At 62.1% G+C, this 12957-nt stretch carries 10 protein-coding genes; 8 read left to right on the forward strand and 2 right to left on the reverse strand.

All coding sequences use genetic code 11. From position 1 onward, the window contains the following. The first annotated feature begins 3 nt into the window (after positions 1 to 3). From ACOYXI_RS22730 to ACOYXI_RS22765, 8 genes are all read left to right on the forward strand, one after another. Positions 4 to 1227 (forward strand): type II and III secretion system protein family protein, encoded by a 1224-nt coding sequence (locus tag ACOYXI_RS22730; protein ID WP_134785356.1) that lies wholly within the window; start codon positions 4 to 6, stop codon positions 1225 to 1227. Beyond that, complete coding sequence (locus tag ACOYXI_RS22735; protein ID WP_134785357.1) at positions 1224 to 2414, forward strand: pilus assembly protein; 1191 nt, start codon at positions 1224 to 1226, stop codon at positions 2412 to 2414. The genes ACOYXI_RS22730 and ACOYXI_RS22735 overlap by 4 nt, the downstream gene beginning before the upstream one ends. Next, a complete protein-coding gene (locus tag ACOYXI_RS22740; RefSeq protein WP_115988283.1) occupies positions 2411 to 3679 on the forward strand; it encodes a CpaF family protein in 1269 nt (422 codons plus the stop codon). Before ACOYXI_RS22735 ends, ACOYXI_RS22740 begins: the two co-directional genes overlap by 4 nt. Positions 3680 to 3697: 18 nt before the next feature. Next, positions 3698 to 4582 carry a type II secretion system F family protein gene (locus tag ACOYXI_RS22745; protein WP_097089927.1) on the forward strand — a complete coding sequence of 295 codons (885 nt, stop codon included), beginning with the start codon at positions 3698 to 3700 and terminating at the stop codon, positions 4580 to 4582. 1 nt (position 4583) lies between these two features. Continuing rightward, positions 4584 to 5468 carry a type II secretion system F family protein gene (locus ACOYXI_RS22750; RefSeq protein ID WP_134785358.1) on the forward strand — a complete coding sequence of 295 codons (885 nt, stop codon included), beginning with the start codon at positions 4584 to 4586 and terminating at the stop codon, positions 5466 to 5468. 23 nt (positions 5469 to 5491) lie between these two features. Beyond that, entirely contained in the window at positions 5492 to 6214 is a 723-nt protein-coding gene (locus tag ACOYXI_RS22755; protein ID WP_134785359.1) for a tetratricopeptide repeat protein, read from the forward strand. Positions 6215 to 6231: 17 nt separating this feature from the next. Continuing rightward, positions 6232 to 6504, forward strand: coding sequence for a DUF3613 domain-containing protein (locus ACOYXI_RS22760; protein WP_134785360.1), 273 nt, complete (start codon positions 6232 to 6234; stop codon positions 6502 to 6504). A 226-nt stretch (positions 6505 to 6730) separates the two neighbouring features. Beyond that, a complete protein-coding gene (locus ACOYXI_RS22765) occupies positions 6731 to 9133 on the forward strand; it encodes an autotransporter family protein (RefSeq protein ID WP_461675325.1) in 2403 nt (800 codons plus the stop codon). A gap of 169 nt (positions 9134 to 9302) precedes the next feature. Here the strand turns inward: ACOYXI_RS22765 and ACOYXI_RS22770 are convergent, their stop codons facing one another. Further along, positions 9303 to 10973, reverse strand: a complete 1671-nt coding sequence (locus ACOYXI_RS22770; protein ID WP_139053444.1) for a ShlB/FhaC/HecB family hemolysin secretion/activation protein — start codon at positions 10971 to 10973, stop codon at positions 9303 to 9305. A 134-nt stretch (positions 10974 to 11107) separates the two neighbouring features. Further along, a complete protein-coding gene (locus tag ACOYXI_RS22775) occupies positions 11108 to 12691 on the reverse strand; it encodes a collagen-like triple helix repeat-containing protein (RefSeq protein ID WP_282412492.1) in 1584 nt (527 codons plus the stop codon). Positions 12692 to 12957: the final 266 nt, after the last annotated feature.

Genomic DNA, 12957 nt, shown 5'->3' on the forward strand with positions numbered 1-12957 from the left:
TGCATGCAGAGTCGATTCAGGCCGCTATTAACACCTGTCTTCCGGGCCTTGATACTGATGGGACTGTCGATCAACGCCGCCGTCGCGGCCACCGGCAATTGCTCGGCACTCGGCCGTATGCCGCCGGTGATCGAGATCGGCGAAGGCTTCCAGCAGGACATCCAGTCGCCCGTGGCAATCACCCGCGTGGCTATCGGCGACCCGAAGATCGCTGATGTGCACGACACCGGCAGCGCCTCGTTTCTACTCACCGGCGTGGCCCCCGGCGCCACCAGCCTGATGGTCTGGACGTCGTGCTCCAGTGAGCCGCGCCAGAGCATGGTGTTCGTCAAGGGCAGTGCCACTGCCGCACTGACCAGCGCCAGCAGAATGCCTTCCGATGATCCGATGCTGCCCTCGCAAGTGCAGACCGACATTCGTTTCGTCGAAGTCAGCCGCACCAAACTCAAGGAAGCCACCGCTTCGCTAATCGGTACACGGGGCAATTTCCTGTTTGGTTCGCCCGGTACGTTGCCGCCAATCGATGGCGTGCCGACGCCGAGGCTGCCGGTGGATAACGGCCTGTTCAATTTCTCGTGGATCGGCGGCAAGACCATGGCGATCATCAACGCGCTGGAAACCAGCGGTTTCGCCTACACCCTCGCACGCCCCAGCCTGGTGGCGTTGAGCGGGCAGAGCGCAAGCTTTCTGGCCGGTGGTGAAATCCCGATTCCGGTGCCCAGCGCCGGCAGCGACAACGTGTCGATCGAGTACAAGGAGTTCGGTATCCGCCTGACCCTGACCCCGACCGTGATCAGCCACGACCGCATCGCGCTGAAAGTCGCACCGGAAGTCAGCGAACTGGATTTGAGCAACGCTGTGCAGATAGCCGGCACCACCGTGCCGGCCCTGACCATCCGCCGTACCGACACCAGCGTCTCGCTGGCCGATGGCGAAAGCTTCGTGATCAGCGGCCTGATCAGCACCACCAACAGTTCGCAGGTGAACAAGTTTCCGGGGCTGGGCGATATCCCGGTGCTCGGCGCCTTTTTCAAAGGCTCGCAGATCAGACGCGAAGAGCGCGAACTGCTGATGATTGTCACCCCGCACCTGGTGCAGCCTCTGGCGGCGGACGCGCAACTGCCATCGCTGCCGGGGGAAAAACTGCGCAACTACGATCCGAATTTCTACCGCATGTTCTTCCTCGAAAACGGCAACTTCGACAAACGCAGTGGGCTGTCCCAATGAACCAGAACCTCAGCCAGACTTTTCTGGCGATCACCCGTAACAGCACCGATCTGGAGTGGCTGCAAGGCGCACTCGCGCCGCTGGGCCAAGTGGTGAGCGCCGGGGCCGGGAGCCTGGACGAGTTGCTGGCGCTGGTCGATGTCACCTTCGCCAGCCTGGTGTTCGTCGGCCTCGATCGCGACCATGTGGTGGCGCAGAGTGCGTTGATCGAAGGCGCGCTGGAAGCCAAACCGATGCTTGCCATCGTTGCGCTCGGCGACGGCATGGACAACCAACTGGTGCTCAACGCCATGCGTGCCGGCGCCCGGGATTTCGTCGCCTACGGTTCGCGCGCCAGTGAAGTCGCCGGGCTGGTACGGCGCTTGAACAAGCGCCTGCCACCGGTGGCGGCCAACACGCATCTTGGCGGCCTCACGGTGTTGTACGGTACGCAGAGCTATTGCGATGGCGCGCTGCTGGCCAACCATATGGCGCAGGTGGTGCAAAAGAGCGGACAGCAGACCTTGCTGCTGGATCTGGGCCTGCCGCGCGGTGACAGCCTGGCGTTGCTCGGGCTCGAGAGTTCGTTCCACTTCGGCGATGCCTTGCGTCACTTGCGCAGGCTCGACGCGACGCTGATCGACAGTGCCTTCACCAGCGCTGAAGCGGGGCTGCGGATTCTGGCGTATGCCAGCAGCGACGAGCCGCTGGAAAACACCAGTGCCGCCGAGCTGTACATGTTGCTCAGCGCTTTGCGCCAACACTTTCAGCACATCGTCGTGAACCTTACCGGGCAATCTGACAGTGAAGCCTTGCGCACGTTTGTCAGCCACTGCGACAAGCTGATCTGGTACACCGATCAGAACGTGCTCAACTGCCGCCGCAACCTCGCCGTACTCAACTTGTGGCGCGAGAAGGGCATGAAGCTCGACCACGCACGTTTGCTGGTGGACGGCTATCTGGGCAGCGTGGCCCCGGATGCTGAAACCCTGGGCAAAACCTTCAACCTCGAAGTGATCGCGGTATTGGCGGCCAATGCCGAAGTGCGCCTTAACGCCAAGAATCAGGGCGTCAGCCTGTTCGAACTGGCCCCGCGGGAAAAACTCACGCAAAGCCTGCGGGCTCTCGGTGAGCGTCTGGCCAAGCGCTCCGAAGGCCTGGCCAAACCCAAAGTCACCTGGTTCGATCGCTTGCGAGGCACCTCATGAGCGCGGAAAAACTGTTCGGCGCGGTGCAGCGCGGCGCGACCGGCAATACCGATCACGAAGGCCTGAAACTGGTCCTGCACCGCTACATCATCGACGCCATCGAAGAGTCGGGGAAAAACCTGCTGGAGGGCTCGCGCCAATTGCTGGCGCAGTTTGTCACCGACAAGGTCGCCGAATACATCGCCCGCCTGCACCTGGCGATTTCCCGTTACGAGATGGAGCGGCTGGCCGAGGAAATCGTCGATGAACTCACCGGTTTCGGTCCGCTGGAAGTGCTGCTGCGCGATCAGTCAGTGACCGAAATTCTGGTCAACGGCCCGCACCGGGTATTCATCGAACGCGATGGCGTGCTGCATCAGAGTGACCTGCGTTTTATCGACGCGCACCACGTCGAGCGGGTCATGCAACGGATTCTCGCGCCACTCGGGCGGCGTCTCGACGAGTCTTCGCCGATGGTCGATGCACGTCTGCCGGACGGCAGCCGGGTCAACGCGATCATCCCGCCGATCGCGCTCGACGGCCCCTGCCTGTCGATTCGAAAGTTTCGCAAGGACATGCTCAAAAGCAGTGATCTGATGGCGATGCAGACCATCGATCTGGCGATTTTCGAGTTCCTTCAGGAGGCGGTCGGCAAGCGTTGTAACGTGCTGATCAGCGGCGGTACCGGCACCGGCAAAACCACGCTGCTGAACATCCTCAGCCAATTGATCAACCCCCACGAACGTCTGGTGACCATCGAAGACGTCGCCGAATTGCAGCTCAGCCACCCGCATGTTGTGCGCCTGGAAACCCGTCCGCCGAATGCCGAGGGCCACGGCGAAGTCAAGGCCAGCGACCTGATCCGCAACGCCCTGCGCATGCGCCCCGACCGGATCATCCTTGGCGAGATTCGTGGAGTCGAGGTGGTCGATGTGCTGACCGCGATGAACACCGGTCACGACGGCTCGATGAGCACCGTACACGCCAACAATGCCCAGGATGCGTTGCTGCGGTTGGAGACGCTGGTGGGGCTGACCGGTCGCTCGATCGCCGAGCGCACCTTGCGCCAGATGATCTGCGCCGCCCTCGATGTGATCATCCAGCTGACTCGCATGCCCGACGGCCGCCGCTGTGTCAGCGAGGTGGTGGAAGTGGTCGGCATCCGTGAAGACGTCTACGTCACCAACACCTTGTTTCGCCTTGATCGGCGCACTGGTTTCGGCTTCCTGCGCGAAGCGGTCAATCCGGCGGGCGACAAGTTGCGCTACGAGACCCACCTGGGCTGACCGCATGGGACTTGCATCATGATCGGACCGGCCATTCTCATCCTTCTGTGTCTGATCCTGCTCGGGCTCTCGATCTGGCTGTTCGTGCACGGTATCCACAAGACCAGCAACGAACGGGTGCTCAATCGTCTCGCGGCGGGGCAGCCGCAACTGGCCGCGCAGAAGCCGACCTGGGTCGGGCTTGAACGGATGTTTTTGCGCGCCGGGCTTGGCCGTCCCAGCGAGCGTTTCGGGCTGTGGATGACCCTGTGGGGCGTGGCGATTGTCCTGGGTTATCTATTGGCGGACTGGATCGGTTTGCTGGCGATGCTGCTGGCGCCGCCGCTGATCCTGCGCCTGTACATTTCCTGGCTGTACCACCGGCGGATCAAACGCATGATCGAGCAGTTGCCGCAGCTGCTCGACTACACCGTACGCAGTCTCAAGTCCGGCCGCACCTTGAGCGACGCCGTCATGGGCGGCATCGAATCGAGCGAGGATCCGCTGAAAAAAGCCATGGGCCGGGTGCAGCGCAACGTGCAACTGGGGGTCAATCTGCCGGATGCGGTCAGCGATTTCGCCGAACTCTACGAACAGGACGAACTGCGCATGTTTGCCCTCGGCCTCAAGGTCAATCATCGCTACGGCGGCAATGCCAGCGAGCTGTTGGAGAACCTGATCAAGCTGATCCGCGAACGTGACCAGGGCGCCCGGCAACTGCGCGCACTGACTGGCGAAACACGCATGACCGCGTGGGTGCTGGGTTCGCTGCCGGTGATTCTGGTGAGCTACTTCATGCTGACCAATCCCGGCTACATGCTCGGCATGTGGCACGACTCCGGTGGTCGGACCATGTTGATCATCGCCGTGGTGTTGCAAGTGACCGGGTGCCTGGCGCTGTGGCGCATGTTGCGGAGTATTTGAAATGGTCTATCTCGCCGCTCTGATGCTGCTGCTCGGCGCGCTGTTGCTGGTGGTCAATCACCTGCTGACCGAGCGCCGCCGGGTGCGCCAGGTCAACCAGCGTTTGCAGGGGCATCTGGTGCGCGAGAACCGTTTCGGTAACTGGCTGCGGGCTCTGGGTAACAGCAGGTTCGGTCAGCGCTCGGTGAGCATCGACAGCGAAACCCAGACCCTGCTCAGTCGCCTCGGCTGGCGCCGCGCCAGTGAGCGCTCGCTGTTCGCCGCCTGCCAGATCGGCACGCCGCTGCTGGCGCTTGGGTTGGCGATCTTTCTCCAGGAAGTGTTTTTTCCGCACGCCGCCAACCGCTGGATCGTGCCGATGCTCGTCACCGGCGCCGGTTACCTGTTGCCCAAGCGGCTGTTGGCTTACGCCGCCGGGCGTCGGCAGAAAACCATCGCCGTGGAAATCTCCACGTTCATTCCGCTGCTGCGCATCCTCTTCGAGTCGGGCATGGCGGTTGAACAAGCCTTGCGCGTGCTCAGCACCGAAGGGCAGAAACTGCTGCCGGAACTGACCCGCGAACTGCGCCTGATTCTGGCCCGGGTCGACTCGGGACTGGAGCTGGGACAGGAGTTGAACAAGACCTCGGTGATGCTGGCGGTCGATGAGTTCACCGACACCTGCGTGATCCTGCAGCAACTGATTCAGCAGGGTGGCGGGGCAATGAAATCGCTGCTGGCGCTCAAACAATTACTCGACGACCGCCGCCTCACCCGACTGCAGGAATACATCTCGAAGATGTCGGCGAAGATGTCGGTGGTGATGATGCTGTTTCTGTTTCCTGCCTTGCTGATCGTACTGGCCGGCCCGGGGTTCACCGCGATTACCCGGGCGTTTGCAAACTGACGTTGGCTCATGGAGAGCGTTTGATGAAAGCACTGATTGTCTTGGCAAGTGTGTTGTTGCTCGGTGGTTGCGCCACCGACGGTCAGGCGCCGTGGTCGGCGATGCTCGCACCGACCAGTTGCAGCAAACTCGATTCCGAACAGGAACTGGCGCTGAACCTGGCGGACGATCTGGCCAACGACGGCAAACTGCACGCCAGCCTGGCCAACCTGCAAAGCCTGCCCGACAAACTGGTCGAGGTCCGCCTGCGCAAGGCCAGGGTGTATCGCTTGCTCGGGCGCAATGAAGCCGAGTCGCTGTATCGCGGGCTACTCGGTACTTGCCTCACGGCGGACGCCGAACACGGCCTGGGGCAGATCTATGCCGCCCGTGGCGACAATGGCCAGGCTCAGGCGCACTTGCAACGCGCGGTGCGTCTGGCGCCGACCAATGAAAAAATCCGCAACGACCTCGGCGTGGTCTACCTCAACCAGTTGCGTCTTGAAGATGCGCGTTTCGAGTTCCTGACGGCCATCGAACTCAAGCAGAACGATCAACTGGCCACGCTGAATCTGGTGAGCTTGCTGCTGTACCAGAACAACTGGCAGCAAGCAGCCGAAATCGTCAGCCGCGCGCACCTGACGCCGGAGCAGTTCGCCGACGCCCAGGCCCGCGCGGAAAAACTCAAGGTGCCGGCCAAGGCCCCGACCGCGGTTGGTAATCAAGTAGCGGTGGTGGCTGACCCACAACCGTCGACGCTCAAGTGACACTCCGGGAGATGACCATGAACACCTTGCACAGTGTTTATTGCCTGGCCCTGCTCAGCCTGCCGTTCGCCGCCCAGGCGATCGACGCCGGCCCGGCCTCGGCGCAGCAACAGGAAACCGAAGGCTGGCTGGTGCTGCAAAGTCGCAACCAGGCAGCCTCGCCCAAGCCGCAAACCGCCACGGCGGCGGAGCGGGAGCTGGCGCTGCAACGCTGGTTGAAGAAATACAAATACGAGATTCCGGATTTTTACGACCCGGATGCGGGCGGCAAGATCGAGACCAAGAACTAGGTTGATCGCAACGCTCAAGCGCGCAGGAGATGCGGCCTGAGCGGATACTGGATGGATTGTCTTGAAAATTGACGCCATCACTTTGACTTTTGTGTGGTATCAAAATGATGGCTCGTGTACATTCCCCGCGCCCGAACCAGGACGACTTGGTGGGACGGTAGGGATGCCTGAATCATGTAACGAACCCTGCTGAAACTGTTTCTCATGTTTTGGAAGGGAATCTCGCGTGACTATCGTATGCCTGCGCCGCTCTGTCCTGGCGCTCTCCATCTCCGCCGCCGCCGCTTTGCACACCACTATGGCTATCGCCGCCGGCGCGAGCCTGAACCACGACCTGAGTGGCGGCCCGCTGACCAGTAATCTGCAGAACTGGGGGCTGATCACTCTGAGCGGTAACGGCAATATCGCTCCTGTTTCCCAGGTGAGTACGACCTACGGCGCACAGCTCTCGGGGGTGACGGCGGATCAACTGCGCAACACCGGCAATATCCGGATTGACGGCGCCAGGTTCGGCACCGGGATCAGTCTGGGGACCGCTGGAGTGGTGCCGACCAAAATCGCCGGCGCGCTGCTCAACGAAGGCTCTATTTCAGTTCACGGTCTGGCCGACGCTGGCACCTCCAGCGGTATTTCCGATCTCGGCAGCACGCTGGGCGATTCGTTGGTCAACAGTGGCAGCATCGACGTCAGCGGCCAGACCGCCAGTGGCCTGTTGCTGGTGCATACCAACATGACCGGGCTCAGCAACCGAGGCACCATCACCGCAAGCGGCACCGACGCATTGGGCGTATTGCTCGATGGCGCGACACTGAGCCAGTCGGTCAACAACACCGGGACTATCCGTGCGACCGGTGCCAATGCCAAGGCGGTAGTGTTCGAGGGGGTCAAGTTCAGCGCTCCGGCGAGCGCCAATTCCACCGCGCTGTGGAACGGCGGAACCATTTCCGGCGAGGACATCGGTGTGCATGTCAGTGGCCAGGCCAGTGGCGCCCGGCCTTTCGGCATCTATCAAATGAACGGGTTGATCGAGGGTGGCAAGGCGGCGATCCAGGTCGATGACGGCGCGAGCTACTTTTATTTCTATGGCGGCGCGGTGAAGGGTGACCTGCTCGGCCTGTCTGGAGTACTGGTCGACGGTGATGCGACTTTCGACGGTTCGACCATCCGCTCCGGCTACGTCACTATCGAAGAGGGCACGCTGACCCTGATGAAGCCGCACACCACCTTCATCGGCGACTTCGATATGGAAGAGTCGAACTCGGTGCTGGAGATGTACCTGGGCAATGACACCAACCCGGCGCTGCCTGTGCTGAAGGTCACCGGCACCACCGATATCGCCCCGGGCGCGCAACTGCGTCTGCTGGCGCGCTCCAGTGATTTTCGCGTGAGCCCCGGTGGAACGCGTTACACCCTGATCAGCTCGGGGAATCTGGTCGGTGGCAACAACCTGACCGTGACCTCGACCTCCGCGCTGCTGGATGTGAAGAGTTTCGGTGTGGTCGGTAACGACATCACCAGCGTGGTGACGACCAAGTCGAGCGAGGTGCTGGCCGAGAACACCCTGGCAGTCGGCGGCAGTGATAACGCGGCGACGGCGGTCGGGCATGTGCCAGGACTGCTGGCACGCCTCGATGAACAGGATCCGGTGTTCCAGGCATTCGCTAACGCCGGCACCGATGCCGAACTGGCGCGCCTGAGTGAAACCCTCAGCCCGGATGTCAGCCGTGGTGTACTGCACGCGGCGACCAACAGTCAGACGCTGGTCTCGGGCGTGATCAATGATCGCTCCAGTCGTGCACGCTCAGCCACCGGCGCCCCGGAAAAAGGCGTATGGCTGCAAGCCTTGAGCAGCGATGCCAATCAGGACGAGCGTCGCGGTGTCGCCGGTTATGATGCCGACAGCCACGGGATCGCGGTCGGTGCCGATGGTCAGTTGAATGCCGATACCACATTGGGTCTGGCTTACAGCTACCTCGATACCGATGTGAAATCCGATCTCGGCAACAAGACCAAGGTCACCGGGCATGCGCTGACGCTTTACAGCAACTGGGTGCATGACAACTGGTTCGTCGACTCGTCGCTGATGTACGGCTGGAACGATAACGAATCCAAACGTTATATCGCTGGCACTCAGGCCAAGGCTGATTACGACAGTGATGTATTCGGCGTGAGCGCACTGGCCGGGTACAGCCTGCGGCTGATGCCTGATTTAGTGCTGGAACCACAGGTTGGCGCGCGCTATGCCAATGTCGGCATGGATGCGTATCGCGAGAAGGGCAGCTCGGCGTCGCTGAATGTCGGCAGTCAGCGTTATGAAGTCGGTGAGATGGGCGTCGGTGCACGTCTGGCGGCGGCATTCGATGTCGGCAGCGGCAGCCTGGAACCGGAAGCGAAGCTGATGGCCTGGCATGACTTCATCGGTGACAAGGTCAGCACCACATCGGCCTTCGTGCTGGGGGGCGAGTCGTCCGTCAGCCGCGGTACCACGCCGGTGCGTGACAGCTATGAACTGGGCCTGGGCGCCAACTACCGGATGGGCGCGTGGAGCGTCGGTGGCTCTTACAACTATCTGACCTCCAGCGGTTTCGACTCCGACAGTTTCACCGCGAAGGTGCGTTACGCGTTCTGATCCACATCGGGTAAAACCTGTGGGAGCGAGCCTGCTCGCGAAGGCGTAGTGTCAGTCGGCAAAAATGCTGACTGATCCACCGCTTTCGCGAGCAAGCCCGCTCCCACAGGGATGTGCGCTGCAATGTGAGAGCAAGCGGTCTGCCTGCTCAGTTGATTGATCTGACACCCTACAGTTGATAGCTGAAACTGATGCTGTAACGCGCCCGACGATTGAACGTATCCAGCGCTTCATCGGACATCGGCTTGGCGGCCTCCAACGCAATGTTGTAGTACTTGGCATCGCCAAAACGCAGACCTACTGCTGCCGATGACAGGTCATTGCTCTGCACCGCCAGCTTGTTGAACCAGGTTTTCGAACGGTCCAGCACCACGTACGGCTGCAGGATGCGCACCCAGTTGCCGTCGCGATTGAAACTGTAGTTGACCTCGTAAGCCGCACCCCAGCCCTTGTCGCCCGACGCCTGATCGTCCGGGTAGCCACGGCCGAAATTCTGCCCGCCGAACACCGCGCGTTCGCTGTCAGGCAGGGTGTCATCACTCCAGTACAGCGCGGCCGACAGCACGCCTTGCCAGTTGTCGAAGAACTTGTCGCTTTGCACCCCGGAGAGGCGCAGGCGCAGGAAGTTCAGGTCCAGCGCCGGGTTGTTGGAATGCGCGCCCATGCTGTCCAGACCTTGATACACACCGCCGCTGAGAATCCGCAATTGCCGGGCATCGCTCTTGCGCCAGTCACCCTCGAATGCGAGGGCACGCACGTTGGTGCGCTCTTCGATGCTGAGCGGATAGCCGACCACGTCGTAGCGGTTTTTGTCATCCACTGCATAGAGCCGCGCTCCCGCGTTAAGCAGCTCGTTGGAGGCGGCAATGAACGGGTGGCTGACACCGATGGAGTAGCGGTCATCTTCCTTGTGCGGTTTGAGTTCGAAGCCATCGCTGGTGAGCACATTGGTGCCCGGATCGGCCCGGTAGCGCGAGGCAAACAGGCTCAGTTGCGTACCTTCGCTATTGAGGAACTGGTTGTAGTCCAGACGGTAGTAATGTTCGTGATCGTCGCCCGGCGGAAACAGCCCGCTCAGGGTCAGCTGCTCGCCCATGGCGGTCTGCGAGTTACTGCTGACCCCCAGCAATGCCTGCGTGCCGTTGCGGTTGTCTTCGGTGGTGCTCATGGTGCTGGTGAACGCTTTGCGGCTGGCCTGGGCCACCAGCGTCGTTGCGCCGTCGGTGGTGCCGGGCGGCGGCACTTGCGCCTGGATGGTCACGCCGGGGATGCGGGTCATCAGGGTGGTGTAGCGTTCGAAGGTCTTGCGGGTCAGCGGGCGTTCGGCCTGGATTTTGGCTGCCAGTTCGTCGAGCAGGCCTTTGACCCGGCCGACATCGCCCTGCACCTGCACATCGCGCACATAACCTTCGACCAGCACCACTCGGGCTACGCCGTCGTCGAAACGCTGTTGCGGCAGGAAGGCGTAGGACAGCAGATAGCCGTCCTTCTGGTAGCGCCGGGTGATGTCGCGTGTGGCTTCGATCAGGTCGGCGAGGCTGGTCTGATGGCCGATCAGGGGTTTGTAGACTTCGGCCAGTTCGTTGAGCGGGTAGATCGTGCCGCCTTCGATCTGCACGGTTTTCAGGTTGATTTTGGTCTCCATCAACAGCGGCTGCGCCGTGGCCGCGCCGGGGTCGGGTACTTGCAGGGGCGTGGCGGCGGGGCGATAAGCATCTGCCGGCAGGTTCGGCACGGGCAGGTTACGCGTGGTTTCGTTGCTGTTGAGAAAACTGGGCAGGGTGTCGGCGAGGGCGGCGGAACTGAGACTGAGGAACAGCAGGGATGCCATTACGCGCATAGGACACTCCATGGTCAGATCACAGCGCTGGGCTGAATTTTTCCTAAGAAAAAAGCGGAAGACTCGTGGGAATCTTCCGCCCTCAACCAAGCGTAGGCGCTGTAGGTGCGGCCGTCGAATCGGCCAGGTGCAATTTAGCGTTTGTTGCCTCCAAGAGCGCCGGTCAGACCACCGAGTACACCGCCCAGGCCTCCGGTTGCGGTGCCTCCAGTGGCGGTGCCGCCGCTGACCAGTCCGCCGACCGCACCGACGGTAGCGCCGACGTTGCTGACCACACCACCCACGGCGGTAGTGACCGGGTTGTTGGTGGCGGCGATGGTGTTGCCGATGCCGCTGACGGCGCCGCCAACCTGGCCGGTGAGACCGGCGACCGGCGCGCCCAGACCTGTCGCGGCGCCGACTTGTTGAGTGACGCTGGTGACCGCACTGGTGACTGGGTTAAGCCCGGCACCCACGGTGGCGCCGACGGTGGCCAGTGGCGAGGTGGTGGCGGTGATCGGCGTGCCCGAGCCGCCGAGTACGGTGTTGAGCGAAGCGATGGTGTTGCCCAGTCCGCCAGCCGTGACGCCGCCGGCGCTGACCACGCCGTTGGTGCTGCCGGCGTTCAGACCGGCACCGACGTTGACCACGGCGCCGCCAACCGTTTGCAGCAAGCCGGTACCGCCCAGACCGCCGCCGAGACCACCGCCCAATCCGCCACCGGTGCTGGTGCCGTTATCCACCAGCCCCCCGGCCTTGCCGACAGTGGTGCCGACATTGGTCAAGGCGCCGCCGACGGTGTTGGTCAACGCGTTGCCACTGCCAGCACCGGTGACTTGACCACCCAGGCCTTTGACGGCGCCGCCGACCTGGCCGAGGACACCATTGAGCGGAGCGCCGAGGCCGGTTGCATCGCCGACTTTGTCGGTGGTGCTTTCAACCATGGCAATCACTGGCACCAGACCGTTGCCGACACTTTTGGTCACTGAACCGAGTGGGCCGGTGGTGGTGGCCAGGCTCAGGGTGTCGCCGAGCATGGTGACTTTTTCACCGACGCCATCGAGCACCGGTGCCACTTTGGTCACCACGCCGCCGACAACCGGGACGCTGCCGGTGGCGGTCGCCAGTTTGCTGCTCAGATCCGAGACGCCAGTACCGACATCTGACACCACGCCGCCGACCGAGGCTGCGGTGACGCCCAGACCGTTGTCGACCGTGCCCAGTTTGCCGATGCCGTTGGCCACGCCATCACCCAGGGTGGTGACCACATTGCCTGTGGTTTTGACTGCGCTTTGCACAACGCCGCCCACGACTGGAACGGTGCTCAAGGAGTCGCCGACCTGACCGACACCACTGCCGACGCCCGCGACGGTGTTGCCGACATCCTGCACCAGGGTGGTAGTCACCAGCGGGGTGGTAGTCGGGTTGGTCGGGTTGGTTGGATCCGTAGGGTCTGTCGGATTGGTAGGATTGGTCGGGTTCGTCGGATTGGTCGGGTTGGTCGTGCCGGTACCGCCAGTGCCACCGGTACCACCTGTGCCAGCGGTATCGGTGCCGCCAGTACCGCCACTGCTACCGCCAGTGCCACTAGTGCCACCAGTGCCCGACGTCGCGCTGTCTGGCGAAGAGCTGCCGGAGCTGCTGTGATGGCCGCCACCGCCGCTGCTGCAGCCAGCGAGGCCAAGGGAGAGGATCAATGCCAGAGCTGTTGCCGATTTGCACCACACTTGAGTTTTCATGATTGAGATTCCTTGCACCTGTAACAACATTCGTCGTTTTCGATGGCTCACCGATCTGTCGCCGGTGATGCCTCGTCCGTGGTGCCAATCTCGATCGCGCGGTGCTTTTCCACCATTCTCAAGTTGGTATTAACGCCTTTATATATAAGGCGCCGCGCCGTGCCTAAGGACTAATACCCAGGATATAGACGCATAAAAAAAGGCCTTGAAAATCAAGGCCTGGAGTTTTTCAGAGTGCGGCGCCAAACGCGGAAAAACTTAAGTGA

The sequence above is a fragment of the Pseudomonas sp. G3-19 genome (genome assembly GCF_054855875.1).

Coding starts and splice junctions, on each gene's coding strand:
- ACOYXI_RS22775 (WP_282412492.1), bottom strand. CDS start 12,691: ATGAAAACTCAAGTGTGGTGCAAATCGGCAACAGCTCTGGCATTGATC.
- ACOYXI_RS22735 (WP_134785357.1), top strand. CDS start 1,224: ATGAACCAGAACCTCAGCCAGACTTTTCTGGCGATCACCCGTAACAGC.
- ACOYXI_RS22760 (WP_134785360.1), top strand. CDS start 6,232: ATGAACACCTTGCACAGTGTTTATTGCCTGGCCCTGCTCAGCCTGCCG.
- ACOYXI_RS22750 (WP_134785358.1), top strand. CDS start 4,584: ATGGTCTATCTCGCCGCTCTGATGCTGCTGCTCGGCGCGCTGTTGCTG.
- ACOYXI_RS22745 (WP_097089927.1), top strand. CDS start 3,698: ATGATCGGACCGGCCATTCTCATCCTTCTGTGTCTGATCCTGCTCGGG.
- ACOYXI_RS22770 (WP_139053444.1), bottom strand. CDS start 10,973: ATGCGCGTAATGGCATCCCTGCTGTTCCTCAGTCTCAGTTCCGCCGCC.
- ACOYXI_RS22740 (WP_115988283.1), top strand. CDS start 2,411: ATGAGCGCGGAAAAACTGTTCGGCGCGGTGCAGCGCGGCGCGACCGGC.
- ACOYXI_RS22730 (WP_134785356.1), top strand. CDS start 4: ATGCAGAGTCGATTCAGGCCGCTATTAACACCTGTCTTCCGGGCCTTG.
- ACOYXI_RS22755 (WP_134785359.1), top strand. CDS start 5,492: ATGAAAGCACTGATTGTCTTGGCAAGTGTGTTGTTGCTCGGTGGTTGC.